General features: G+C 71.1%; 24 protein-coding genes. 13 read left to right on the top strand and 11 right to left on the bottom strand.

Annotated elements, in window-relative coordinates:
* Positions 1–29 precede the first annotated feature (29 nt).
* Positions 30–305, bottom strand: a complete 276-nt coding sequence (locus tag ABT160_RS32815; RefSeq protein WP_351651580.1) for a hypothetical protein — start codon at positions 303–305, stop codon at positions 30–32.
* 241 nt (positions 306–546) lie between these two features.
* Between ABT160_RS32815 and ABT160_RS32810 the strand changes: the two genes are divergently transcribed.
* The gene (locus tag ABT160_RS32810; RefSeq protein WP_351651579.1) at positions 547–1,074 is read left to right on the top strand and encodes a hypothetical protein; all 528 of its coding nucleotides are present in this window, start codon (positions 547–549) and stop codon (positions 1,072–1,074) included.
* Between the two features lie 357 nt (positions 1,075–1,431).
* Entirely contained in the window at positions 1,432–1,806 is a 375-nt protein-coding gene (locus ABT160_RS32805; RefSeq protein ID WP_351651578.1) for a PRC-barrel domain containing protein, read from the top strand.
* 25 nt (positions 1,807–1,831) lie between these two features.
* Here ABT160_RS32805 and ABT160_RS32800 read toward each other — a convergent pair whose 3' ends face one another.
* From ABT160_RS32800 to ABT160_RS32790, 3 genes are read right to left on the bottom strand one after another with little or no spacing between them, the layout of a single operon-like run.
* The gene (locus tag ABT160_RS32800; RefSeq protein ID WP_351651577.1) at positions 1,832–2,209 is read right to left on the bottom strand and encodes an STAS domain-containing protein; all 378 of its coding nucleotides are present in this window, start codon (positions 2,207–2,209) and stop codon (positions 1,832–1,834) included.
* Between the two features lie 26 nt (positions 2,210–2,235).
* On the bottom strand, positions 2,236–3,339 hold the full coding sequence (locus ABT160_RS32795) for a cobalamin B12-binding domain-containing protein (protein WP_351651576.1): 1,104 nt from the start codon (positions 3,337–3,339) through the stop codon (positions 2,236–2,238).
* Complete coding sequence (locus ABT160_RS32790; protein WP_351651575.1) at positions 3,336–4,973, bottom strand: SpoIIE family protein phosphatase; 1,638 nt, start codon at positions 4,971–4,973, stop codon at positions 3,336–3,338. The genes ABT160_RS32795 and ABT160_RS32790 overlap by 4 nt, the downstream gene beginning before the upstream one ends.
* Positions 4,974–5,282: 309 nt before the next feature.
* On the opposite strand from ABT160_RS32790, the gene ABT160_RS32785 reads away from it, so the two are divergent.
* Entirely contained in the window at positions 5,283–5,732 is a 450-nt protein-coding gene (locus ABT160_RS32785; RefSeq protein ID WP_351651574.1) for an ATP-binding protein, read from the top strand.
* A gap of 37 nt (positions 5,733–5,769) precedes the next feature.
* On the opposite strand, the gene ABT160_RS32780 is transcribed toward ABT160_RS32785, so the two are convergent.
* A complete protein-coding gene (locus ABT160_RS32780) occupies positions 5,770–6,096 on the bottom strand; it encodes a WhiB family transcriptional regulator (RefSeq protein ID WP_351651573.1) in 327 nt (108 codons plus the stop codon).
* A 292-nt stretch (positions 6,097–6,388) separates the two neighbouring features.
* Here ABT160_RS32780 and ABT160_RS32775 point away from each other — a divergent pair, with 292 nt between their 5' ends.
* The 6 genes from ABT160_RS32775 to ABT160_RS32750 all read left to right on the top strand — a co-directional run bounded on the left by ABT160_RS32775 (position 6,389) and on the right by ABT160_RS32750 (position 10,472).
* Entirely contained in the window at positions 6,389–6,640 is a 252-nt protein-coding gene (locus ABT160_RS32775; protein WP_502984342.1) for a DUF5133 domain-containing protein, read from the top strand.
* A 376-nt stretch (positions 6,641–7,016) separates the two neighbouring features.
* Positions 7,017–7,277, top strand: a complete 261-nt coding sequence (locus ABT160_RS32770; RefSeq protein ID WP_351651572.1) for a hypothetical protein — start codon at positions 7,017–7,019, stop codon at positions 7,275–7,277.
* Between the two features lie 175 nt (positions 7,278–7,452).
* Positions 7,453–8,970, top strand: a complete 1,518-nt coding sequence (locus tag ABT160_RS32765; protein WP_351651571.1) for an amidase — start codon at positions 7,453–7,455, stop codon at positions 8,968–8,970.
* Positions 8,971–9,149: 179 nt separating this feature from the next.
* Positions 9,150–9,323, top strand: coding sequence for a CsbD family protein (locus tag ABT160_RS32760; RefSeq protein ID WP_351651570.1), 174 nt, complete (start codon positions 9,150–9,152; stop codon positions 9,321–9,323).
* Between the two features lie 181 nt (positions 9,324–9,504).
* Positions 9,505–9,852 (top strand): STAS domain-containing protein, encoded by a 348-nt coding sequence (locus ABT160_RS32755; protein WP_351651569.1) that lies wholly within the window; start codon positions 9,505–9,507, stop codon positions 9,850–9,852.
* A gap of 104 nt (positions 9,853–9,956) precedes the next feature.
* Entirely contained in the window at positions 9,957–10,472 is a 516-nt protein-coding gene (locus ABT160_RS32750) for an ATP-binding protein (RefSeq protein WP_351651568.1), read from the top strand.
* A 39-nt stretch (positions 10,473–10,511) separates the two neighbouring features.
* Here ABT160_RS32750 and ABT160_RS32745 read toward each other — a convergent pair whose 3' ends face one another.
* The 4 genes from ABT160_RS32745 to ABT160_RS32730 all read right to left on the bottom strand — a co-directional run bounded on the left by ABT160_RS32745 (position 10,512) and on the right by ABT160_RS32730 (position 15,121).
* The gene (locus tag ABT160_RS32745; protein ID WP_351651590.1) at positions 10,512–12,533 is read right to left on the bottom strand and encodes a TerD family protein; all 2,022 of its coding nucleotides are present in this window, start codon (positions 12,531–12,533) and stop codon (positions 10,512–10,514) included.
* Positions 12,534–12,880: 347 nt separating this feature from the next.
* The gene (locus ABT160_RS32740) at positions 12,881–13,747 is read right to left on the bottom strand and encodes a GNAT family N-acetyltransferase (protein WP_351651567.1); all 867 of its coding nucleotides are present in this window, start codon (positions 13,745–13,747) and stop codon (positions 12,881–12,883) included.
* Positions 13,748–13,835: 88 nt separating this feature from the next.
* A complete protein-coding gene (locus tag ABT160_RS32735; RefSeq protein ID WP_173266466.1) occupies positions 13,836–14,000 on the bottom strand; it encodes a hypothetical protein in 165 nt (54 codons plus the stop codon).
* Entirely contained in the window at positions 13,997–15,121 is a 1,125-nt protein-coding gene (locus ABT160_RS32730) for a radical SAM protein (protein WP_351651566.1), read from the bottom strand. The genes ABT160_RS32735 and ABT160_RS32730 overlap by 4 nt, the downstream gene beginning before the upstream one ends.
* A 485-nt stretch (positions 15,122–15,606) precedes the next feature.
* Between ABT160_RS32730 and ABT160_RS32725 the strand changes: the two genes are divergently transcribed.
* A complete protein-coding gene (locus ABT160_RS32725) occupies positions 15,607–16,956 on the top strand; it encodes an NsdA family TPR-like regulatory protein (RefSeq protein WP_351651565.1) in 1,350 nt (449 codons plus the stop codon).
* On the opposite strand, the gene ABT160_RS32720 is transcribed toward ABT160_RS32725, so the two are convergent.
* Both ABT160_RS32720 and ABT160_RS32715 read right to left on the bottom strand, forming a co-directional pair.
* The gene (locus ABT160_RS32720; protein WP_351651564.1) at positions 16,934–17,467 is read right to left on the bottom strand and encodes an NUDIX hydrolase; all 534 of its coding nucleotides are present in this window, start codon (positions 17,465–17,467) and stop codon (positions 16,934–16,936) included. The two genes, ABT160_RS32725 and ABT160_RS32720, sit on opposite strands and share 23 nt — an antisense overlap.
* Positions 17,468–17,814: 347 nt before the next feature.
* Positions 17,815–18,267 (bottom strand): hypothetical protein, encoded by a 453-nt coding sequence (locus tag ABT160_RS32715; RefSeq protein WP_351651563.1) that lies wholly within the window; start codon positions 18,265–18,267, stop codon positions 17,815–17,817.
* A 91-nt stretch (positions 18,268–18,358) separates the two neighbouring features.
* Between ABT160_RS32715 and ABT160_RS32710 the strand changes: the two genes are divergently transcribed.
* The 3 genes from ABT160_RS32710 to ABT160_RS32700 all read left to right on the top strand — a co-directional run bounded on the left by ABT160_RS32710 (position 18,359) and on the right by ABT160_RS32700 (position 22,929).
* Positions 18,359–19,477, top strand: a complete 1,119-nt coding sequence (locus ABT160_RS32710; RefSeq protein WP_351651562.1) for a DUF4062 domain-containing protein — start codon at positions 18,359–18,361, stop codon at positions 19,475–19,477.
* Positions 19,478–19,941: 464 nt separating this feature from the next.
* Entirely contained in the window at positions 19,942–21,348 is a 1,407-nt protein-coding gene (locus tag ABT160_RS32705) for a family 2B encapsulin nanocompartment shell protein (RefSeq protein ID WP_351651561.1), read from the top strand.
* Between the two features lie 216 nt (positions 21,349–21,564).
* A complete protein-coding gene (locus ABT160_RS32700) occupies positions 21,565–22,929 on the top strand; it encodes a family 2 encapsulin nanocompartment cargo protein terpene cyclase (protein ID WP_502984341.1) in 1,365 nt (454 codons plus the stop codon).
* The last annotated feature ends 24 nt before the right edge of the window (positions 22,930–22,953 follow it).

The raw sequence follows: 22,953 nt of genomic DNA, 5'->3' as shown, positions 1-22,953 counted from the left end.
ACACTCCCGCCCGCCGCACCCGCACGACGTCAGCCGTTCGGCGTGGCGCGCTTGAACTCTCCGCCGCCGCTCCCGGCGACGCCCTTCATGATCTCCACGCCGCCGTCCGCGGTCTTGCGGACGGATATCGAGTCGGGCATCTTCACGTCGCCGCCCTTCGACGCCTCCGCACGGTGCGGCCTGGCGTCCGGGCGTTCGCCGCCGGAGGAGGCGTTGGCCACCCCGGCCCCGAGGCACGCGAGGGCCACGGCGGCCGCTCCGGTCAGGGCGACGGCGGCGACTCCGGTACGCGTACGCATGCTCATGACTGCACTCCTCTGGTGTGGGGTGTTTCGGTGTGAATCACCCGTTGCACACCTTTCTACGGTGCGGCCGTTTGCAGGGAGATAAGCCGTTTCGCGCACGCTGCGGGACTCGGTCGAATCGGAGGGACCTCGTCCGCGTGAGCCCCCCACACGTGGGTAGCAGGCGGGCAGACCCCGTACGGGACGGGGCGGCCCCGGTCGTCCCGTGCCCGTGCCCAGGCACTACGAGGAGAGCACCAGGATGATCCCGAACGGCCTGTCCGACATCGCCGCCCTCTACGCCCGCCACTTCGCGGACCCCCGGACCACAGGAGAGGACGTCTTCGGCATGTTCGGCCCCGCGGTGGACGACGCGGGTGAGTCGTACGAACAGCAGACCGCCCTCTTCTACCTCAAGACCCACCACCGCATCGACCTCACCCACCTCGACGAGGCGGTCCTGTCGCGCATCGAGAACGACGCGAAGACGATCGAGCGGATCCTCAACACCGCCGACCTGGAAGTGGAGTTGCCCCAGCTGCGCTCCTGGCTCGACGACGAGCCCAACGAGCCCCTGGCCGACCCGGAGGCGCGCCAGGTCGCCGCACCCGCCGTGCTGCGGCCCTTCGCCACCGCCCGCGCCCTGGACACCGCGACCGCGGCGCGCCGGCTCACCGACGAGGTCACCCGGTTCATCGACACCGTCGCCACGGACGGCACCGTCAGCGCCTGGCGGGTGAACGCGCTCCTGCTGCGGGCGCAGGCCGCCGACCACTCCCGGGCCGCATAGGACGGCCTCGCCGCCCACCGCACGCCCCGGCGTCGGATCGCCGTCCGTCCGTACGGGCGCCCCGGCCGTCAGGGCCGGCCTCCGCGGACCCTTGGAGGCATCGGGTTTCCCCTTGCTGATTCCGCGGAGGCCGGCGTGCTGTGCGGCTACCCGTCGTGCCGTTCCGTACTCCGCACCGCGCACTCCGCACTGCGCCGGAACCACCCGGGCACGGTGGCGGGCCGCGGCTCGATCCGGCCCCTCGTCCGCCGCGGCGGGGTTTACCTGCTCCTTCCGGGGTTATCCGGCTGGCGTCGCCGTCCCACGGCGGTGCGCACCGCGCCGGACTTCCGCCACGACAGCAGGAGGCGTCACCCCGTGACCGAGGACATCTGGACCTACCCGCCCACCGCCGACCCCGTGGCGGACGGCGACATCACCGGCTGGCCGGTCGAGGCGGTCGACGGCCCCATCGGCACGGTCGGCCGGCACTCCGAGGAGGCCGGCTCCCAGTACCTCGTGGTCGACACGGGCACCTGGCTCCTCGGCAAGGAGGTCCTGCTGCCCGCCGGGACGGTGCTCTCCGCCGACCCCGGGGAGCGGGTCGTCCACGTCGGCCGTACCAGGGACGAGATCGGGACCGCGCCGGAGTTCGACGCGGCGGAGCACCTGGACAGTCCCGACTACCACCGGCTGATCGCCGAGCACTACGGCACGCAGCCCGGCCCCCGCGCCCCCGGCACGCCGCTCTAGGACCCAGACGGCAACGGCGGGCCGCTCACTGCTCGGGGGCGATCTCCTCGCCCAGGGTCGCGTACCCGGTGAAGTGCTCGTACGTCCCGGTCAGGCGCAGCAGCCGCTCCAGCCGCTCCGGGATCCCCTCCAGCTGGAGGAACAGGCCGTCCTGCGCGGCGCGCCGGTGGACGTGGAGCAGGGCGCTGAGCCCCATCGAGTCCACCGCGCCCAGCTCCCGGCAGTCCAGCCGCAGCACCGTCGCGGTCCCCTCGCGCTCGCTCAGGGCGCGGTCGGCGACGGCGAGCAGGTGCTCCCCGGAGTCGTGGTCCAGGTCCCCGTGCAGGGTGAGCAGGACCGCCTGGCGGGAGTGCGCCGTGCCGACGTGCAAGCCGTTCTCTGTGCGGGAGGGGTCGATGGTCACTGGAGGCCCTTTGGACGGATGAGGGGTCAGGGAAGAGGGGTGGGGGCGAGCGCCGTGTGCCCGGCCTCGACCAGGGAGGTGGCGCGCGGGAAGTCGCGCAGCTGCTTCTTCAGCAGGTTCAGGGCGGGCAGCAGGGACTGGGCGGGCACGCCGCGCGCGACCAGGATCTCGGCGGTCCACTGGAGGAAGCTGGTGAAGACCGCGCTGTCGTCGACGTAGAGGGCGGCCGTGAGGAAGTCGACGATGTGGGACAGGTCCTCGGCGGTGCGCTCCTTCTGATGCTCCTCGTAGTCGGCCATCGCGGGATAGGCGTCGAGCAGTCCCGCGTACGTGTCCCGGACCAGGCGCCGCGCGGTGCGGGAGACCAGGGTGTACTCCTGGTCGATCAGGTGCGGCAGGTCGTCGCTGAGCTGGTGCGGGGGCGGCGGCTGCGGGAGGGGCGTGGCGAGCCGGTCCGCCGCCGCCCGGGCGTCCGGTGCCCAGGCGTCCGCGCCGAGGCGGCGGGCCAGCCGTCCGTCGGCGCCGAAGGCCGCGCCGCCCGCCATGACGGGGACGCCGGTCGCCTGGCAGGCGGTGATCGCCTCGTGGGCGGCCGGGAGCCGGGTCGGCAGCGATCCGGACAGGCACACGGCCAGCGGGTTGGTGCGGTGGACGTGGGTGATCAGGTGGCGGGTGGGGACCTGGGCGCCGAGGTAGTCGACCTGCCAGCCGCGCAGCCGCAGGGTCTCGGCCAGGAGGCGGGCGGGCAGCGCGTGCCACTCCTGGTCGACGCAGGACACCGTGATCCTGCCCCGGCCCTCGGCGGGGCGCACCGGCGGCAGCGCGGCGATGACGCGGTCGCTGATCGCGGTGGCCGCGTGCTCGTCGGCCACGCTCATCCGGTCGGCCGCCCATTCGACGCCGACCTTCTGCTGGACGGCGGCGATCATGTCGAGCAGCACGGTCTCGGCGTCCAGGCCGGCGTCCAGGGCGTTGGCGATGACGTCGCGGGCGGAGTACTCGTCCATGTCGCGCACCGCGACCCAGAGCTTGTCCGCCCACTGGCGGACCCGGGCGGAGCCGGCCGGTACGGCGCCGGCGCGGGCGCCCGGGTCGCGTTGTCCTGGTGGTGTGGGTGACGGAGCGGTCATGCGGTGCGCCTTCCCCGGGCACCGCCGTTCACCGCGGCGTCCCCGGTGCTGTCCCGGGGCGCCGTGCGCGGCGCGGTGACGGCGAGGACGGCCATGTCGTCGTGGCGCTCCCGGCCGATCCAGTCGGAGACGACCATCTGCACGTGCTCGACGACGGCCTCGGCGGGCATGCCCGCGCAGCCGGCCAGGGTGCGCTTGAGGCGCTCCTCGCCGAACATCGTCTCGCCCAGCGGGCCGCCCACCGCCTCGGTGAGGCCGTCGGTGTAGAGCAGGCAGGTCTCGCCGGGCGCCAGGCTGGTGAGGGTCGTGCGGTGGGTGACCGTGGGCAGGACGCCGATCAGGGTGCCCTGGGTGTCGGCCGCCTCCACGGTGCCGTCGGTACGGACGATCAGGGGCGCGGGGTGCCCCGCCGAGGTGAGCTCCAGGTGGACAACGGGCCCCTCGCGGCGGGCCGAGGCCAGCACCATGGTCGCGAACCGGGTGTGGTGGCTGTTGACCAGCGCGGTGTTGAGCAGCCCCAGCATCCGGGGGTGGTCCTCCGCCATGGGCACCAGGGCGTGCAGGGTGTTGCGGATCTTGCCGGTCAGCACGGCGGCCTCCAGGCCCTTGCCGCACACGTCGCCGAGGACCGCGAGCGTCGCCGCGCCCTCCTCCGTACCGGGGTGCACGTCGTAGAAGTCGCCGCCGACCCGCTCCTCGTCGCGGCTGGGCCGGTAGCCGCCCGCGAACTCCACGCCGGCCACCCGGGACAGCTCGGGGGGCAGCAGTTCGCGCATCAGGACGTCGGTGATCGACTGCTGTTCCACGTACAGCCGGGCCGCCGACAGCGCGGCGCCCGCGCGTGCGGCGAAGAGGCCGGCGAAGGCCTCCTCCGGCGCGTCGAAGGTGCTCTTGCCCTCCTTGCGCAGCAGCACGAGCGCGCCCGCGGGGACGCCGTGCCCGGGCAGCGGGGCGATCGCCACGGACCCCACGGTCCCGAACCCGGGCGGCACCAGCCACGACGGGGTGGTGGCCGGGTCGATCCAGCGGGCCGGGACCGGCGGGAAGCCCTGGAGCGCCTCGGGCAGCCCGGGCACCTGGCGGGTGGCGTCGACGGCGACCGTGGACCGGGACAGCACGCCCTCGGCGTCGCAGACCACCACGGGCAGCTTGTTGCCCGAGGACGGCGCGATCACGACGGCCGCGTCGGCCAGGTGTCCGGCGGCCAGCGTCGCGGACACCTCCATGCAGCGCTGGAGGTTGAGCGAGGCGAAGAGGGCGGTCGACGCCTCGGACAGGAACCGCGTGTGCGCCTCGGCCTCGGCGAGCTCCTCGCGTACGGAGCGCAGCGCCGTGTCCTCCACCAGCCACCAGGCCACCCGCCCCTCGGGCAGGGGGGAGCTGTGCGCCGCGAAGGAACGCGCACCGACCGGGCCGGAGGCCTCGGGCAGGCCCGCGTCCGCGGCGCCCGTCAGCCATCCCGGCTCCGGCAGCGGCGCGCCCTCGCGCGCGGCGGGCAGCAGCCGCCTGGCCGCGTCGTTCAGCTCCACGACGCGCCCGCGCGCGTCGAGGACCACGAGCGGACAGGGGGCGGTGTTGGCTACGGTCGGCGCCGCCGACACGGCGGCTGCGGCACTCTCCCGGGGAGACGCCATTCGTTCCAGACCCACTACGCGGGGCCCTCACCTCACTCAACGACGAACGGACAAGATCGGACGTCACCAGTGTCCCAGCCGTGCGGGGGCCCTGGCTAACAGCGCATAAGCTCCAAATCGGATACATCGGCACGGAAGGCCACCGGGTCGGGCGCCGATCTGGAGTGCCACGGGTCACGGCCCGCACCCCGCGTGATGCGGGAACCGGCTGGCACGCGACCGAGCACGAGTGCGAGGATGCCGACATGCACGCGCAGGGCGCGCGCCGGTCCTCCTCGCGCCCCCTGTCCCGCCCCACAGGAAAGCCCCATGGCCATCCCGCACCCGGACCGCCCGGCGACCGAAGCCGGCCCGGTCTCCCCCTTGCGCCACAGCATGGCGTGGGGCGCCGAGCCGCCGCCGGTCGCCGCGGCCCGCGGCGCCGTGCGCGCGGTCCTCGCCCGGGCGGGCCACGCGCCGGACGGCCGCACCTGCCAGGACGCCCAGCTGGTGGTGAGCGAACTGGTCACCAACGCCTTCCGGCACGCCCCGGGCCCCGGCGGGCTCGAACTGGAGGTCCCGGTCGGGGGCGGCGTGCTGCGCATCACCGTCAGCGACACGTCCCCCGCCCCCCTGCGCCCGCAGCCGACCGGCACCAACCGGGTCGGCGGGCACGGCCTGGCCCTGGTCGCGCTGCTCTGCTCGGAGCTGCGCACGGCCGTACGGGACCCGGGCCCGGGCAAGCGGGTGTCCGCCGACTTCCCGCTGCCCCTGCCCTGACCCCACTGGCACACCACGACTCCGCCGGCGCACCACGTCATCCCGCCGTGCGCCATCCCCGCGGCTCGCCCTCCCCGCCCGGCGCGCGCTGCTGCTCGCGCGCGGTGTCGAGCAGGCGGCGCCAGGACTTTATGCCGGGGCGCCGGCGCAGCAGGGCGCGCCGCTCCCGTTCGGTCATGCCACCCCAGATCCCGTACTCCTCGCCGTTGTCCAGGGCGTACGCCAGGCACTCGGTGCGCACCCGGCACCCGTTGCACACGCTCTTCGCCCGGTTCTGGGCCGCGCCCTGGACGAACAGCTCCTCCGGATCCGCGGTACGGCAGGCGGCACGCTCGCGCCAGGCCTCTGTCTCCCACTCGTTCACTGATCCCGTCTCCTTGGGCCAGGGGGTCCCCCTCCCCGACTTCGCCGATCGCTCCCACGCGTGGGCCCACGACCGTATGCCAAACGTTTCCGCTGGTACACAGGTCAGTCAGGTGCTGACTCATTCGAGTGAACCCCCTTGCAAACAGCGCCCCTTGGGCGCGTGAAGCAGTGCCGACGGGGCATGCGGGAACTGATCGCAGCTTTCGCAGGCCGCACCCGGTCCGTGTCCCCCGCCCGACCCGGGCGGGTGTGCGCGCGGGGGCTGCGCCGAGGTCCGGGAGGACGAGGACATGGCCATGGTCGTGCCGACAGAGAGTGAACTGCGTACGGCGCTGGCGCACTTCGCCGAAGCGCGCTTCGCCCACGACGCCCACCCCACCGAGGCGACCACGCGCGCCCTGGAGGACGTCACGTACACCCTGTGCGTACTCACGAACACCCGCACCGCACCCCAGGCCCTGGCCTCGGCCGACGCCCTGCTGGAACAGTGCCGCGAGACGCCGGCCGACACCCCGCACGGCGACGCGACACTGGCGGCCTGAGCCAGCCGGGACGCACCGGCGGCGGACAGCACCGGCGGCGGAACGCACCCGCGGCCCGCCGCCGGTGCGCCTCCAGGGGGGGTGGGAGGCACTGCCGACAACGGGCCGCGGGTTCTCTTCAGACTGGCGGCCACCCCGGCTGGGGGGGAGTGCCGTGGAGGCCGCCGGACTCATGTGCAGTCCTGGTACCCCCGAACTCGCGCCTCACACGCGGTCGATTCGAGTGGCGTACGTCACACTGCCGTCCGGCGGCGATACCCGCGCCGAGCGCCCCGACCGGGCAGGGGCGGGCGGGACGTGCCGGGTGGCCCCGAGGACACGGCGGCCGCCGCTCCGGGTCTCGCCCCGGAGCCCGAGCGGTGGGTAGCCTCGCCCCATGACCAGCCACTCCCCCTCCGGACCCGAGCCCGCCACGCGGTCGTCGGCGGCCGAGTCGGAGATCACCCGGACCGACTGCCCGCAGTGCGGCGCGGAAGTGCTCGGTGTCAACGGCCGGTACGCCTGCACCCTCTGCTCCTGGTGCAACCACTGGTCCGAGGGGCACGGCGACCTCCCCACCGCCCAGGACGACCCGGACTACCCGTCGCCCGGCAGGAACAGGGGCAAGGGGGCCCAGCGGCGGCACGAGCGGCGCTGAGGACCTCCGGCGGGACGCCGGGATTCCGCATGTCGGCAGCGGACCGGACCACGGAATCCGTACGTGCCCGGACCAATCTGCCCGTTCGCGCCTCCCCGCGTCGCGAAGGGCGAGAGCATGTGCGAGCCGATCAGGCCCGCCCGCATCCTGCTCACGTCCCGCCCCCGGAGGCGCCGTGTCCGCCATACCCTGGCCCGAGGTCAGCCGTCCCGACGACCTCTCCCGCATCCCCTACTGGGACGCGGCCGAGCTCTCCGTCGCCGTCCGCCGCCGGGTCGTGTCCTGCGTGGAGGTCATGACCGCGTACCTCGACCACATCGACCGGCTCAACCCCCTGGTCAACGCCCTCGTCTCGGTGCGCCCCCGCGCCGAACTCCTCGACGAGGCGCGGGAGAAGGACCGCCTCCTGGAACAGGGCGTCCACCAGGGCTGGATGCACGGGTTCCCGCACGCGGTGAAGGACCTGTCCGACGTCGAGGGCCTACCCACCACCTACGGGCTCTTCCCCGCCGCCACCGCCGGGCCCGCCACGGCCGACTCCCTGTTCGTCGCGCGGCTGCGCGCCGCGGGCGCCGTCTTCATCGGCAAGACCAACACCCCGGAGCTGGGCCTGGGTTCGCACACGTACAACAACGTCCACGGCACCACGGGCAACGCCTACGACCCCGCGAGGACCGCCGGGGGCAGCAGCGGAGGTGCCGCCGTCGCGGTCGCCCTGCGGATGGTCCCGGTCGCCGACGGCAGCGACTTCATGGGCTCGCTGCGCAACCCGCCCGGCTGGAACAACGTGTTCGGCCTGCGCCCCTCCTTCGGCCGCGTTCCCTCGCCCGCCGGGGACGTGTTCGTCGACCAGGGCGGCGTGGAGGGGCCCGTCGCCCGTACGGCGCTCGACCTGGCCCTCCTGCTGCGCACGATGTCCGGCCACGACGAGCGGGCGCCGCTCTCCCTGACCGGGGACCCGGCCCCGCTCACCGACTTCGCCGAGCGCCACCGCGGCGCGAGGGTGGCCTGGCTGGGGGACCTGGGCGGCTACCTGCCCATGGAGAAGGACGTCCTCGACGTCACCCGCGCCGCCCTGGACCACTTCGCGCACCTCGGCATGACCGTGACCGAGGTCGACGGCCTGCCCGCCCACGGCATGTTCCGGGGGACCGAGGACCTCTGGCCGACCTGGCTGACCCTGCGCCACTGGCAGTGCGGCATGGCCGTGAAGGGCGTGATCGACGTGGGGGCCCGAGACCTGCTCAAGCCCGAGGCGCTGTACGAGTACGACGGCCTGGCGACCGGGACCGACGGGAACGGGCCCGTCAGCGGCATCGACGTCTACACGGCCTCGCTGCGGCGCAGCGACCTGTACCGGGCGTTCCGCGAGCTGTTCCGGGAGTACGAGTACGCGGTCCTGCCCACCGCGCAGGTGATGCCCTTCGACGCGGCCGACCACTGGCCGGCCGAGATCGACGGGGTGGAGATGTCCTCGTACCACCGCTGGATGGAGGTCGCGACGCTCGGCACCCTGCTCGGCGCCCCGACCCTGGCCGTCCCGGCGGGCTTCAACGGAGCCGGGCTGCCGATCGGGCTCCAGGTGATCGCCCGCAACCACGACGACTTCTCGCTCATGGACCTGGCCCACGCCTGGGAGGAGCGGACGGGCTTCGTACGGGACAGGCTGCCGCCGCTCCTGACGGCGAGGTGAGCGGGGACCGGGCGCCCGTCCTCACGTCCTCAAAGGCCCGCTCATTTCGACCTCACGCACTCCCATTGCCCTGCCATTCGAATTATCTTCACCACATCGGGGGTTGTTTGTGCGGCGGTCACGGGGGCACGCGTCCCTTACCGCGACAGCGGCTGGCAACCTTTGAGGAGGCGTGTTCCATGAGTGCCGGCGAGAAGGCCAAGGCCACGACCGAGCAGGCCAAGGGCAAGGCCAAGGAGGCCCTGGGCAGGGCGGTCGGCAACGAGCGCCTGGAGGCCGAGGGGAAGCGGGACCAGACGAAGGGCGACGCGCGGGCGGCCAAGGAGAAGGCGAAGGACGCTTTTAAGAACTGACGGCTCGCGCACTGTTCGACATTCCAGGATCCGTGATCGATCCACGTCCCGGACGCACGATTCCGGGGCGGCGGAATTCCGGAAAGGGGCCCTCCGACGGTAGGGCCCCTTTCCGCTTTCACGGCGGACGGCCGGGAACGGGAAGGGGTTGAGGCCGGCGTGCGAAAAGGAGAACAGGGCGGTGCGAGCGGTTCCACAGGGCAGGGTCCGGGTGTCCCTCCACGGGGACGTCTTCTGGGTGACGGTGCACGGCGAGACGGACTGCGCCGACGCCGAGGAGTTCGAGGCGGTCTGGCAGGCGGCCGACGAGGCGGGCCTCTCGGTGACGGCGGTGGACCTCAGCCGGGTGACGTTCGCCGACAGCATGCTGCTGAACACGCTGCTGGACGCCCGCCGCAGACATCAGCGGGCGGGGCGCGAGTTCATCCTGCTCGGCCCGCTGCCGCCACCGGTGCACAGACTCCTGGAGCTCAGCGGGACGCTCCCCCACTTCACCGTCGCCGACACGGGCCCCTCCACCACCAGCTGACCGCCGGGCCTCATACCGACGGCGACGGCGGGTAGGCGGGGAGCAGCACGCCCGCGACACCGGGCCACGAGACAAGGGACGAATCGACGCTCAGGAACAGCCTCATGGTCACCATGCCGCAGTACCAGATCTCGCCCGAGGGCGAACCCATCGGTCACACCGGTGCCATCCATCCCGCCAAGCCGACCCGACCGGCCGGCTCCGCCGAGCCCCTCCGCTACGGCACCGCGTGGGGCGCCGACCACCCGCCGGTCGGCGAGTCGCGCGACGCCGTGCGCGCGCTGCTCGCCCGCGCCGGAAGGCTGCCGGACCACCGGCCCAGCCAGGACGCCCAGCTGGTGGTCAGCGAACTGGTCACCAACGCCCACCGGCACGCTCCGGGCCCGGGCGCCCTGGAGATCGAGGTGGACACGCACGGGGCCGAACTCGTCATCCGGGTGCGCGACGGCTCCGCCCGCCTCCCGCAACGCCAGCAGCCCGACCCCAGCCGCGTCGGCGGCCACGGCCTGCACCTGGTCAGCCGCCTGTGCACGAGCCTGCGCACGACGGTGGTGGAGGACGGCAAGGTGGTGGAGGCGAGGATGCACCTGGGCGCGCCGGAGGACACGGACGCCAGGTAGCGGCTTCCCGTCCGTGCCGTGGCCCCGGCGCGCGATCGTTCAGGAGGCCGTACGGCTCCGGGCGGGCCGGGGCTCCAAGGGGCCGACCACGTCGTCGTAGAAGCGGTCCACCAGCTCGTCGACGCTCCGGATGAAGCCGCTCTCCGCGGTACCCCGGGTGTTGCCCATGTTCTTGCGCAACAGGGAGATGCGGAACCCGGTGATGGGCGCCCCGTCCTTCGGCAGCAGGTCGCCCGGTTCGAGCCGCAGCTGCCCGAGGGTTCCCCTCGGTCCTGCGGAGTCGCCCTGGACCAAGGTCTCCACGTGGAGGTCGGCGGGCGCCTCGGACAGGTGCCGCACCAACCGCTTGGCCCAGGTCAGCGGGTATCCCTGCTCAGGCGCCGGAACCTCGATCGAGCTGCGCAGCCGCCCGGTCCGCAGGTCGGCGACGATCCCGGTGGCCCCGGGCGTCCCCTCGATCCGGATCTCCGCGTGCAGCCGGCCGTCGTCGCAGAAGTCGTCCGCCATGGCCACCCGCCGCTCACGCGGGTCCGCGCCCCGGCGGGCGTACGGGACGGGGGCCACCTTGCGCCCGAGGCGGCCTTCGAGCCGCAGACAGACCTGGAGCACCAGCCGCTCCCAGCTCTCGATCACCTCGACCGCGCGCCCGTCGCCCCGGCAGAGCGTCTCGTCCTCGATCCCCTTGCGGACCGGCACCCAGGCGGCGCCCATGTTCTGGAAGCCGTGGCAGCCGGAGTTGTCGTGCCGCAGGTAGTGCAGGAGTTCCTGCAGCAGCCAGGCGTGGGCCGGGTTGGCGACGCCGTCGTGGCGCAGCAGCATCTGGGCGTGGTGGGCGACCTCGGCCCAGGAGAGGTGCCACAGGGCGACCTTGTGCTTGCGCCGGCCGTCCGTCTTGACGCTGACGAGCGGCGTGCCCTTGAGCGCCACGTCGTTGGAGAGCGTGATCACCGCCTCGTAGCCGCGCTTGGCGGCGATGTCCGTGTAGGCCTGGACCTGCTCCTGCTTCAGCGGGTTGCCGTTGGTCTTGGTCTCCACCAGCGCGGTCCACAACTTCCCGGCCCGCTGGACGCGGACCACGCCGTCGGGGCGCCTGGGGGTGTCGCCGTGCGGCAGCGGCACCTCGGTGTAGACCTCCATCCGGCCCGAGGGCGCGCCGAAGGGGACGGTGAGGCGGCGCCCGAGTTCGGGGACCTGGGCCATGACGGAGAGCAGGACCGAGGTCGCCCGCACCTCGCGGTCGCGGTCGCTCTTCATCGCGGGGACCGGGAAGAGCCGGGCCTCGTGCCAGTCGTCCTTCTCCGCGAGGGAGTTGCGGGGCGCCTCGGGGAGCGTGACCTTCTTCTTGGCGGTACGGGGACGCTTCGGGGCGGGCACCGCCTCCTCGGGGGCCTCCGCCTGGGCGGGGACGGCCGGTCGCGGCTCCTGTTCCACGCGCGGCGCCTCGGCCTGCACCTCGGGTCCGTCGAGGACGGAGGGTTCGGGCGCGCCGTCGGGCACGGCCCCGGCCGTCGTCTCGTCCGGGGTGTCGTCGACGTCGATGCCGAAGTCGGTGGCGAGACCGGCGAGTCCGGTCTCGTACCCCTGGCCGACGGCACGGAACTTCCACTCGTCATTGCGCCGGTACAGCTCGCCGAAGATGAACGCGCTCTCCACGCCCGCGTCGGTGATCGAGAACCCGAGGAGCGCCTCGCCTGTGCTGTCCGAGAGGGTGACGCGCAGGTCGTCGAGGTCGCCGAAGCGGCAGCCGGGTTCACGGCTGGCGGCGACGACAATGGTCTCCACGTCGGCGGGCATGCCGGCGAGGTCCAGGCTGATCCGGTCTTCGCTGCCGTCGGCCGTCGAGGTCTTGCCCAGCAACTGCACGCTGCCGTCCGCGGCCTCGCGGTTGTTGTAGAAGACGAAGTCGGCGTCCTGCCGGATCTTGCCGTTCTCGTTCAGGAGCAGCACCGACACGTCCGCGTCCGGGTTCCCGCTGCTCCTGCCCCGCCAGGAGAGGCTGGCGACGACACTGCCGGCGTCCTCGGTGAGTGCGCCGAGGCTGACGTTGGCACCCTTGACCATTTCTTGCACGTGGCCCCCCACGATCTTCGAGGACCGGTGGTGCACCCTCCCCAGGGGCTCCTGTCCTCGTACTGTTCACGCTGCGCGTGTTGCGCGTGGTACGCACCCTAACCGCAAGCGCGGGAGCCGGTGGGCGGTACAGCGATACGCACCGGGTCTTCTCGCACCCCCTCATTCCCGCACCGCGGCACGCGCGTTCGAGTCCGTCGTCCGGGGGTGTGCGCGGTCCGTCCGTGACCGTTCTGCCACGTGGCCCCCACTTGCCCGCCTCGACAGCGACGCGGACGCAGCCCCAGGCATCGGCCAAGAATCAGGCCTCGTCCTCGAGTAGGAAGCGAGATCCGGAGCTACGCGGTCGTGGTGTGGGTGAAGCCCAGGGAGACCAGCCCTTCGGACTGACACAGATGGTCTGAGGGGCCGTCGACCTCGGTCTGGAGGAGTTGGTAGGCGGCGCCATGGGACTGGCCCCAGTGCATCGCGGCCCGCCACAAAACGCGACCTAGTCCCCGGCCCCGGGCCTCGGGCAAGACGGCGAAGTACTGGGGCATCAGCTGGGGGTGACCGATGGAGTCGGGACGTACGTCCAAGGGGCCGATCGCGCCCACGATGCGGTTCTCCACAGCAGCGGCGAGGACCGGGCCGCACCGGTCGGCCCGCATCTGGGTGTGGAGGAAGGCCAGGCCGTCAGCGGCCATGGCCTCGGCGAACGGGGCGAAGGTCCCCTGCACAGTGGCCGGCCAGACAGTGACAGGCCGGACCGGACCACCCGGGTCGGGGCAGGCTCCGGCGGCGAAATCCTTCAGCTGGATGCGCGTGCCACCCGGGTGCATGGTCCCGGGTGGCAGGAGGCGTACGACCTTGGCGTTGACCACGTCGTGCGCGGCTGCGAGCTTGGCGGCCAGTTCGGCAGCCTCATCCACGGCGCTGTCGCGGAGCCCGTAGGCGAAGACTTTCACGGTGCCGCGTCCGCGCCGGCTCAGGGTGGGGATGAGGGTGCGCTCGGGCTGGTGGATCACGTCCTCGCGAAGTACTTTCTCGTCCTTCTCGCCGCCCCAGCGCCGGTCCTTGTCGTAGGGCAGGAAGTCCCCAGTTTCGGCCACTCGCAGCGTGTCCTCGAAGATGCCGACAGTCAGGGCGTCGGGGTGGACGGGACCGAGGGTCGGCACGATCGGCGCGGTCAGTTGAGGCCGGAGCCAGTCCCAGCGGAAGAACATGAGCCGCACCTTAGCGGCGGTACGAGCAAGGTTCAGGCCCCGACGCGAGTACGTCGGGGCCTGAACAGAGTTGACGGGATCGTGTCGGTCAGTGGGGGTTGTCGTCCCCGGCGTCGCAGGAGCACTCCGCGCTCTCCACGATCACGTCGAGGTCCTGGACGGCGGTGATCGCCGCGGTCGCGACGGGCGGGGCCGCGCGGCGGGCCGAGGCGGGCGGGCCGGGGAGGATGGTCACCGGTACGGGCGGGGTCATATGGCGTTCTCCTTGTCTCCGTGCTGGCAGTAGCTGTGCAGTGGCGCCTGGGCCTCCTGGTAGTGCTTTGCCAGGGGGCGGCAGACCCGGCAGGTGCCGGACAGGGCGCAGCCCTCGCACCCACCGGTGCGAAGCATGAGACGGTCGGCGATGGCGCCCAGCCGGGTGAGGCCGTCGATGCCTTCCGCCATGAGGTCGATCTGGTCGTCGCGGCCGACCTTGCAGATCGAGACCTTGGCGTGCGGGTCCGCATGGAAGAACGTGTGTCCCGCGTTACAGCCTGCGAACGGCTTGCGCTGCCGCAGGTGGGCGGCGGACTGAGCGAGTAGCGGCTCTCCGCCGCCGTAGATCGTGGGCGTCATGTTCGTGTACGCGTGGCTCTCGACGTTCCACTCATCAGCGAGGGCGGCCATCTCGTCTGCCTCGGAGGCGTTGTCCTCCGTCACCACGACGTTGATGCGCAAAGGCAGGCCCGCCTTGCATGCGGCGTCCATGCCGCGCCGGAACGCCTTCCACGCACCACGGCGCTGGGTGAGCGCGTCGAAGGTCTCCTCACTCGCCCCGTACATACTGACGACCAGGCGATACGGCGGGCAGTCCCGGAAGAGCTTGAGGATGTCCGGCCTCCAGAGCAGCGAGCCGTTGGTGGAGATCGTGAGCATCATCCCGGCCTGCCAGGCATACCGGTAGGCGCCCTGGAAGTGGGGGTCCATGGTGGGCTCGCCGCCGGTGATCTGGAGCCAGAGGACGCCAGCCTCGCGCATGATGTCGAGAAGTCGCACCTTGTCGTCCCAGCCAAGGCCGGAGAAGGGCCGCTCACCGAGGTAGCAGTGCTTGCAGCCGAAGTTGCAGCCGAGGTTGATCTCCCAGGACGCTCGACAGTAGCCGTACGGGGACGGCTCGCGCACCAGCACGGTGCCCTGCGTGGTCAGGCCGTCCAGGTCCACGCCCCACACGTCGGCGGCGGTCCGCACCGCCCAGGCGGGAAGCGACTCGCCGTCGGTGGCGGCCTGGCGCAGAACTCTGTAGTGCTCGGCGGAGATACGCGCGCCGGCCCTCGCCCCCGGCTTGAGGAGAAGGTGTCCGTCGAGGAACGGGGAGGCGATCAGGGCATGGGCCATGGGCAGCCCTCCTTTCAGATCACGGAACGAGATGGCGCACCGTGCTCCTGACGGCCGGCGCAGCAGTGAATCTCACCCAGTCCGTCGCAGGTGTCGCAGGTCTTCCCCGACGGGTTGGCGCCGCTGCCACCGCAGTCACCGCACTTTTCATTGCGCGGCGAGCGAGGCCGGCAGGGCTTGTGCGGGCTCGCGATCAGTCGGCGCACCTGCTCCGCGCACCGGGGGCAGACGCACGGCGGGTAGCGGACCAGGTTCTCCACCGGGTCCTCGCCCACGCGCACCTCCGCGAGAGCCCCCCACGTCTGGCCGGAGTCGCGAGAGACCCGCAACGTCATCCGCACGTCATTCTGTCCGTTCGCCATGGCCAGGAGCATCGCGATCCACGGGCCCAGCCGGAAAGGCCAAGCGGATTACCCAACTTGGTTAGCATTACCCTCGGTTGACCCAGAGCAGCGATCCGCAGTCCTGATGCCGGAGCGTGCCCGATGCCCGAGCCGTCTCGCTCGAAGGAACTCCCGGTCAGCCTGCTCACGGATCCAGTGATGATCGAGGCATGCCAGGCCAGGGACTTCGGCCGCATTTTCCAGCTGGTCAAGGCGCGAGCAGGCATCCATCCCTCGATGGTCGCGCGCCGTTGCGACCTGACCCCGAGCCGCGTGGGCGAGGTGATCGCCGGACGGCGGCAGCTGCTGCACATGGATGTGATCGAACGGATCTCCGACGGACTGCGCATCCCCGGACACATGCTCGGCCTCGCCCGACGCTCCTGGGAGACGCCGCCCAACCTGACAGTCATGCCCCGCGAACCGGCCGAGGTACCAGCCCTCTCAGCCGTCGAACCACTGGCCGCCGAACTACCGGGGGCGGACGTCGACAGCATTCTGGTCCTGGCAGCCGAGCGGGATCTCAGCGCCTCGACGCTGGCCGCGCTGCACTCGTCGATCGCGGACTACTGGCGCCGGGACGACGAGCACGGCGGCGCGACCTTACGGCCAGCGGTCGTCGGCCAGCTCCGCTACGTCGTCGACCTCCTCAAGGAGCAGCGTCCGGCGCCTCTGCGGGACGGCCTGCACAGCATCGCGGCCGAGCTGGCCAGGCTCACTGGATGGACCTACTTCGACGCGAGCCAGTACCACCAGGCACGCGCCTACTTCACCAAATCCCTCGGACTCGCCAAGGCGATCGACGACCACCAGTTCATGGCCAACGTCCTCGCCTGCATGAGCCTCCAGGCCACCTACCAGGACAAGCCAAGCGACGCCCTCGCACTCGTCACGGCCGCCCAGGACCAAGCCCGAGCGACCGCGGGGAACACTCCGCGCGTACTGGCCATGCTCGCGATGCGCGAAGCCTTCGCCCACGCCGCCCTCGGCAACCACGGCGCGACCCACGACGCGATCTCGGAAGCCCACACCCAGTTCGGACGGATCAGCGCCGGCGATCCGGACCCGGCCTGGGTCGCGTACTTCGACGAGCCGAAGCTGATCGTGGACACCGGCATCGCGCACGGCCGCTTGGGCGAAGCCGCCCTCGCCGAGCCCCTCATCGCGGACGCTCTGCGCCGAGAACACCGGACGAACCACCGAGGGCGAGCTCTCCACACTTTCTGGCTCGCCCGCACCCAGCTCCAGCGCGGAAAACTCGACGAGGCATGCCACACGGCCATCGAGGCCCTGGTACCGGCAGTGGCCGTCAGCTCGCAACGAGTCGCCAGCCATCTGCGTGAGTTCTACGAGCAGTTGGAGCCCTTCCGCCGGGAACCGGCCGCGATGGCATTCGGGGCCCGGCTCAGACAAGTGCTGCCCCGCCAGGTCAGCGGATCACCTCGTCCATGAGGACGTAGAGCAGCCCGACGAGGGAGCCGCTGCTGACGATCTCGCGGCGGTCGATCATGCTCCGCACGTCGGTCAGCGGGATCCACTCGATCCGGTCCGACTCGTTCTTCTCGGTCGGCGGGCCCTCGTACGTCGCGCCGTCGGCGCGGAAGACGTGGTGCTGGGAGTCCGTGATGCCGTTTGCCGGTTCGGCATAGATGAGCGGCTTGATCGGTCCGGGGCTCCAGCCCGTTTCCTCCAGTACCTCACGGGCCGCCGCTTCCGCCGGGCTCTCGCCTTCCTCGACCAGCCCCATGGGCAGCTCCCAGGCCCACGCGTCCGTGATGAAGCGGTGCCGCCACATCATCAGGACTTCACGCCGCTCGTTGACGACGGCGGCCACGGCCAGGTGCCGGAGCTTGACGACGTGGTGCTCCCAGCGGTTCCCGTCCGGCGTCTCGACGTCGGTGAGCCATAGGTTCACCCAACTGTTCTCGTAGATCGGACGTTCCCCGTGGATCTTCCACTGCATCGCTGCGACCCCTCTCGATCGACCTCCAGCATCCCAGAGAGAGAGGTGGCCAGGCGGAGGTCCGGCCAGGAATTGCGTCAGGCTGACGAATAGCGGTATGTCAGCCGCCGCTGTTGTGGCAGGGCCGATCCGTGGGCACGCCAAAACAGCATATATCGCACTACATCGGCGAGACGTTCGCTGTGCTGCGACGGAAGGGCTCCGAGAACCAGGTCAACCGCTGGGATTTGAGCGCAAACAGGTGACCTGTAAAAGCGGCCATCCCTGGCCAGAGACCGTCGAGGCACTGCGGACTGACGAGATCATTCAGGAGGCCGGGAGCGCACCCGATCCTCGACATCTTTTCCTCAGCCCACCGCAACACACACGCAGCAAAGGCTCACTCCGTAGAGAGCGATGGCCAGGTGCAGCACCACCCAAAGGCGGTGCAGTCGGACTCGGTGTAGCCGAGGAAACCTGCGATAGTGCTCCTCACGCGCCTGCTCGAGTCCCTCTTTGGAACCCAACACCCCTCGCGTCACCAGGTCTGCGGTCAATGCCCGCGCTTGAGAGAGGTGGTAGGAGGCACGTTCGTAGTACTTGGATACGACAACAGCCCCGTACGCGCCCGTCAGCACGACGAAGATACAGAGGGGTACGACATTGATCGTGAACTTCTGCTGAACGATCAGAGCACTCAGAGCCGCCGTAACGACGATCAGGAGGTTCGTCAGTGTGGAGCGTTGAGTTTCGCACTGCCGCAGCTGCTCACGGTGCTCTTTCCAGTAAGCGCGTATCGCCTCGTCTGAAACGTCGGGCATGGGACAACTCCTTCCCAGGGTCGGCACACTAGACACATGAGCCAACCGCTTCGCCGTGAAGGCGAACCCGGAGCAGTGGAGGCACCGTAGCGTGAAGATCTTCATCAGCAGCGTCCGCAAAGGCCTTGAGGAAGAGCGCAGCGCCCTCAAAGGGCTGATTCGCTCACTGGGCCATACTCCTGTGCGATTCGAGGACTTCTCCGCCCAGCCCACTCCCAGCCGGGAAGCGTGCCTGAAGGCTCTGGAGACCGCCGATGTATGTCTCTTCCTCCTTGGCCCGTTCTACGGTCATGTCTTCCCCGAAACCGGGCAATCGGCCACGCATGACGAGTGGGTGGCTGCACAGGCCGCAGGCATGCCCAGGATCGTCTACCGCAAGCAAGGCGTTGTGTTCGAACCGGATCAACACGAGTTCGTACGCGTCGTGGAAGCCTACGCTACGGGAGTGTTCCGCGACTCCTTCCATACTTCCGTGGAGTTGATGACCAAAGTCGTACAGAAAGTCAGAGAGCTGGAGTCAGGTGCGTCTCCTTTGGCATTCGCCAGGCTTGTGGAGCAACCGTCCATGCACTGGGCCTCGGTCGGCGCGGCTACCCGGAGTGTCAGCAGCCACGATGCCGTGCTGCAAGTACACGTCGTGCCACTGGATTTCCCCGGCTACTCAGCCCGAGAGCTGGACCAACTGAGTGCGTCGCTGATGGACCGAATCCGTGCTACTCGGATGATCGGGGGCGACATCGCGCTGAACCCCATCGCGTCTGATGAGTACGTAGCCGTCGGCGTTGCGGCCAGTCGGCCACCGTCGCGGGGCACGCCTCAGGGGGGCAAGCTCGTGGAATGCCGTCTGTACAAGACCGGACAGCTCTCCACACTGGCTACGTTGCCCCGAGACGACCTTGGCTCAATTTTGGATCCTGATGCCTTGCCTCAGCAACTCGCTGGCCTACTGAGGTTTTCCGGGGCGCTGAGTATCATCCAGACGGACCGCATCGTGGTGGCGGCCGGCGTGTCGACCGAGGCACTCGTGAGTGTCGACATCTTTGACCCACGTCACTCCCGACAGTCTGCGCAACCGATGGGCCTCGGGCGTGCGAGGCGCCCGCTGCGGACCGAACCCGACGAGTCCGTCACTCTCGCTGCCCTCGGGGCGGGCGCTGCGGAGGTTGCTCCCTCACTCGCTCAAGCGCTGATCAGGCAGGCCAGCAGGTAGCACCGAACCGACCTCAGTGGACCTGATGCGGACCTCCCGCGTCGACGAAGGGCGCGAGGGGCGGGTAAGGACGATAGAGCGATACGCACCCCGGCACGCCCGTTCGGGCCCGTCGTCCCGGGTCGTGCGCGGCCTTCCCCGTCGCCGTTCCTCCGCGTGGCCGGAAGTGCGCGTCCAGCGGCGGGGGTTCATCAGTTTCCGCACTCCTTCGGGCCGGCCCGGGTGACACCCCCGGTCGACCACACGGCCGAATCCCGTCGTCACCCCGCAAACCTCTCCCCCGCACGATCATCGCATCGAGTTAATGTCCCCCGGTTTCCCTGGTCAGGGGTGCGGTGGTGATCGCAAGATTCCAACCGTGTCCAAGGCGGTTCGGGGTCACCGAACCGGCCGTCGCACCGCCTTGGACCAGGCAAAGTACTGGACCCGTGTTGCCCGTTGCGCGACGAAGGAGACCCCGTTAGATGAGTCTTGGGACGAGCCCGGCGACCGAGGCGCGGCAGAACGAACAACTCAGCCTTGGTACGGCGGCCGCCCGCAAGCTGGCCACGCTCTCCAAGTCCGCGCCGCAGATGGAGGAGATCAGCTCCCGCTGGCTGCTGCGGATGCTCCCGTGGGTGGAGGCCCGGGGCGGGGCCTACCGCGTGAACCACCGGCTCAGCTACGCGGTCGGGGACGGGCGGGTCGACTTCGTGCAGGTCGGCGCCGACGTCCAGGTCATTCCGCGGAAGCTCGGCGAGATCGCCCCGCTGCGCGGGTTCGACGACCTGGAGGTGCTGACCGCGCTCGCCCGGCGGTGCGTGCAGCACGACTTCCGCGCCGGGGAGACCCTCGTCGAACAGGGCGCGCCCGCCGACCGGTTGCACCTGATCGCGCACGGACGCGTGAGCCAGAACGCCGTGGGCGCGTACGGCGACGACCAGGCCCTGGCCGTGCTCGCCGACGGCGAGCGGTTCGGGGACGCGGCCGTGCTGCGGGCCGACGGACAGTGGCAGTTCACCGCGACCGCCGAGACCAGCGGCACCGTACTCACCCTCTCCCGGGCCGACTTCGAAGCCGTACGCGACTCCTCTCCGCGGCTCCGGGAGCACCTGGCCGAGTTCTCCGAGCGCGCCCGCAGGCCGCAGACCCACAAGGGCGAGGCCGAGATCGCGATGTCCGCGGGGCACCAGGGCGAGCACACCCTGCCCGGCAGCTTCGTCGACTACGAGCTGAAGCCCCGCGAGTACGAACTCTCCGTCGTCCAGACCGTGTTGAAGATGCACACACGGGTCACCGACCTCTACAACGGGCCGATGAACCAGGCGGCCGAGCAACTGCGGCTGACGGTGCACGCGTTGCGTGAACGCCAGGAGCACGAGCTGCTCAACAACCGGGAGTTCGGGCTCCTGCACAACGTGGACTTCAAGCAGCGCGTCCGCGCCAGGTCCGGGGCGCCGACTCCTGACGACCTGGACGAGATCCTGTGCCGTAGGCGCGGTTCGAAGTTCTACCTCGCCCATCCCCGGATGGTCGCCGCGATCGGGCGGGAGTTCTCCGCCTGCGGGCTCTACCCGGAGTACATGGACCTGCACGGCGAGAAGGTGATGTCGTGGCGCGGGGTGCCGATCCTGCCGTGCGACAAGATCCCGATCTCCCCGCAGAACACCAGCTCGATCCTCATCATGCGCACCGGCGAGGCCAACCAGGGCGTCATCGGCCTGCACCAGACGGGTCTGCCGGACGAGTACGAGCCGGGCCTCTCGGTCCGCTTCATGGGCATCGACCAGCAGGCGATCACCTCCTACCTGGTCACCACCTACCACTCCGCCGCCGTACTCGTCCCGGACGCGCTCGGCGTGCTGGAGGACGTGCGCATCTCGCGGCGGTGACCCCCGCGGGAGTTCGGACATTCGTAAGGAATTCCGTACGCGATTGAGACAGCGGGCGGCCCCGTCGCGCCGGGCCGCCCGCGACACAGAGCAGCGCACAGGTGAGTCGAAGGCCGTCGCACGCCTCCTCACGCCCGTCGCGGGAGCCCCCGGGCCCTCCGCACCACCTCCGCACCGCGTCAGCAGAAAGCTTCCCCCTACGTTGGAGGCCCCCAGATGTCCGCTCCCGATCCCAGTCCCGCCACACCCCCGGAGCCGTCCGAGGCCGGTGCCCGTCTGGCCGAGGTCCTGCTCAACGCGGCGGCCGGCGCCCGTGACATCGGCCGGCTCGTCGGCGAAGGCTCAGGGGTTCCCGTACCGCCCCGGGTCCCCGCCCCCGCCGAGGTGCTGCCCGAGGCGCCCGCCGTGGCCTCGATCGCCGTACCGCCCGCGCCGCCGGGGTTGCCCGCGACCGTTCCGGAGCCGCCACCGCCCCCGGACGTCCAGGTGCCCCCGGCGCCCGCGGCGCTGCTCGGCCCCACCGGCATCGGCACCAGCGCCCTGCGGCTCCTGATGCCGCGGACGGCGACGGCCGCGGCGGGCTCCGGCCCGGTGGAGGAGGAAGGCATCCCGGTGCCGGGCCTCTACCACCACCCGATCCCGGCGCCGGACCCCGTACGGGTCGAGGAGGTCAGCCGCAGGATCAAGCAGTGGGCGGTCGAGGAGGTCGACCTCTTCCCGGAGGACTGGGAGAACCAGTTCGACGGCTTCCACGTCGGGCGCTACATGGTGGCCTGCCACCCGGACGCGCCCGACGTCGACCACCTGATGCTGGCCACCCGGCTGATGGTCGCCGAGAACGCGGTCGACGACTGCTACTGCGAGGACCACGGCGGTTCGCCCGTCGGGCTCGGCGAGCGGCTGCTGCTCGCGCACACCGCGCTCGACCCGCTGCACACCACCGGGGAGTACGAGCCCGACTGGGTCGCCTCGCTCTCCTCGGACGCGCCCCGGCGGGCGTACGCCTCCGCGATGCGCTACTTCTGCGAGGCCGCGAGCCCCTCGCAGGCGGACCGGTACCGGCACGACATGGCCCGGCTGCACCTGGGCTACCTCGCCGAGGCGGCCTGGACGCAGCTGGAGCGGGTGCCGGAGGTGTGGGAGTACCTGGCGATGCGCCAGTTCAACAACTTCCGCCCCTGCCCGACCATCACGGACACGGTCGGCGGGTACGAGCTCCCGGCCGACCTGCACGCACAGCCGGCCATGCAGCGGGTGATCGCCCTGGCGTCCAACGCGACGACGATCGTGAACGACCTCTACTCGTACACGAAGGAGCTCGACGCGCCCGGCACGCACCTGAACCTGCCCGTCGTGATCGCCGCCCGGGAGGAGCTCTCCGAGCGCGACGCCTACCTCAAGGCGGTGGAGGTCCACAACGACCTGATGCACGCCTTCGAGGCCGAGGCCGCCGACCTCTCGGCGTCCTGTCCGCTGCCCGGCGTCCAGCGCTTCCTGCGCGGCGTCGCCGCCTGGGTGGACGGCAACCACCACTGGCACCAGACCAACACCTTCCGCTACAGCCTGCCCGACTTCTGGTAATCCGCCCCCGGCGACGAGGAGAGA

Source organism: Streptomyces sp. NPDC001941 (assembly GCF_040296945.1).
GTDB lineage: Bacteria > Actinomycetota > Actinomycetes > Streptomycetales > Streptomycetaceae > Streptomyces.
The sequence above is the reverse complement of the archived record's forward strand: the minus strand, read 5'-3'. Positions and strand labels throughout refer to the sequence as shown.

Coding starts and splice junctions, on each gene's coding strand:
- ABT160_RS32725 (WP_351651565.1), top strand. CDS start 15,607: ATGCCCGAGCCGTCTCGCTCGAAGGAACTCCCGGTCAGCCTGCTCACG.
- ABT160_RS32700 (WP_502984341.1), top strand. CDS start 21,565: ATGTCCGCTCCCGATCCCAGTCCCGCCACACCCCCGGAGCCGTCCGAG.
- ABT160_RS32810 (WP_351651579.1), top strand. CDS start 547: ATGATCCCGAACGGCCTGTCCGACATCGCCGCCCTCTACGCCCGCCAC.
- ABT160_RS32715 (WP_351651563.1), bottom strand. CDS start 18,267: ATGCCCGACGTTTCAGACGAGGCGATACGCGCTTACTGGAAAGAGCAC.
- ABT160_RS32735 (WP_173266466.1), bottom strand. CDS start 14,000: ATGACCCCGCCCGTACCGGTGACCATCCTCCCCGGCCCGCCCGCCTCG.
- ABT160_RS32770 (WP_351651572.1), top strand. CDS start 7,017: ATGACCAGCCACTCCCCCTCCGGACCCGAGCCCGCCACGCGGTCGTCG.
- ABT160_RS32750 (WP_351651568.1), top strand. CDS start 9,957: ATGGTCACCATGCCGCAGTACCAGATCTCGCCCGAGGGCGAACCCATC.
- ABT160_RS32815 (WP_351651580.1), bottom strand. CDS start 305: ATGAGCATGCGTACGCGTACCGGAGTCGCCGCCGTCGCCCTGACCGGA.
- ABT160_RS32760 (WP_351651570.1), top strand. CDS start 9,150: ATGAGTGCCGGCGAGAAGGCCAAGGCCACGACCGAGCAGGCCAAGGGC.
- ABT160_RS32775 (WP_502984342.1), top strand. CDS start 6,389: ATGGCCATGGTCGTGCCGACAGAGAGTGAACTGCGTACGGCGCTGGCG.
- ABT160_RS32720 (WP_351651564.1), bottom strand. CDS start 17,467: ATGCAGTGGAAGATCCACGGGGAACGTCCGATCTACGAGAACAGTTGG.
- ABT160_RS32785 (WP_351651574.1), top strand. CDS start 5,283: ATGGCCATCCCGCACCCGGACCGCCCGGCGACCGAAGCCGGCCCGGTC.
- ABT160_RS32730 (WP_351651566.1), bottom strand. CDS start 15,121: ATGGCCCATGCCCTGATCGCCTCCCCGTTCCTCGACGGACACCTTCTC.
- ABT160_RS32790 (WP_351651575.1), bottom strand. CDS start 4,973: ATGGCGTCTCCCCGGGAGAGTGCCGCAGCCGCCGTGTCGGCGGCGCCG.
- ABT160_RS32705 (WP_351651561.1), top strand. CDS start 19,942: ATGAGTCTTGGGACGAGCCCGGCGACCGAGGCGCGGCAGAACGAACAA.
- ABT160_RS32745 (WP_351651590.1), bottom strand. CDS start 12,533: ATGGTCAAGGGTGCCAACGTCAGCCTCGGCGCACTCACCGAGGACGCC.
- ABT160_RS32795 (WP_351651576.1), bottom strand. CDS start 3,339: ATGACCGCTCCGTCACCCACACCACCAGGACAACGCGACCCGGGCGCC.
- ABT160_RS32740 (WP_351651567.1), bottom strand. CDS start 13,747: ATGTTCTTCCGCTGGGACTGGCTCCGGCCTCAACTGACCGCGCCGATC.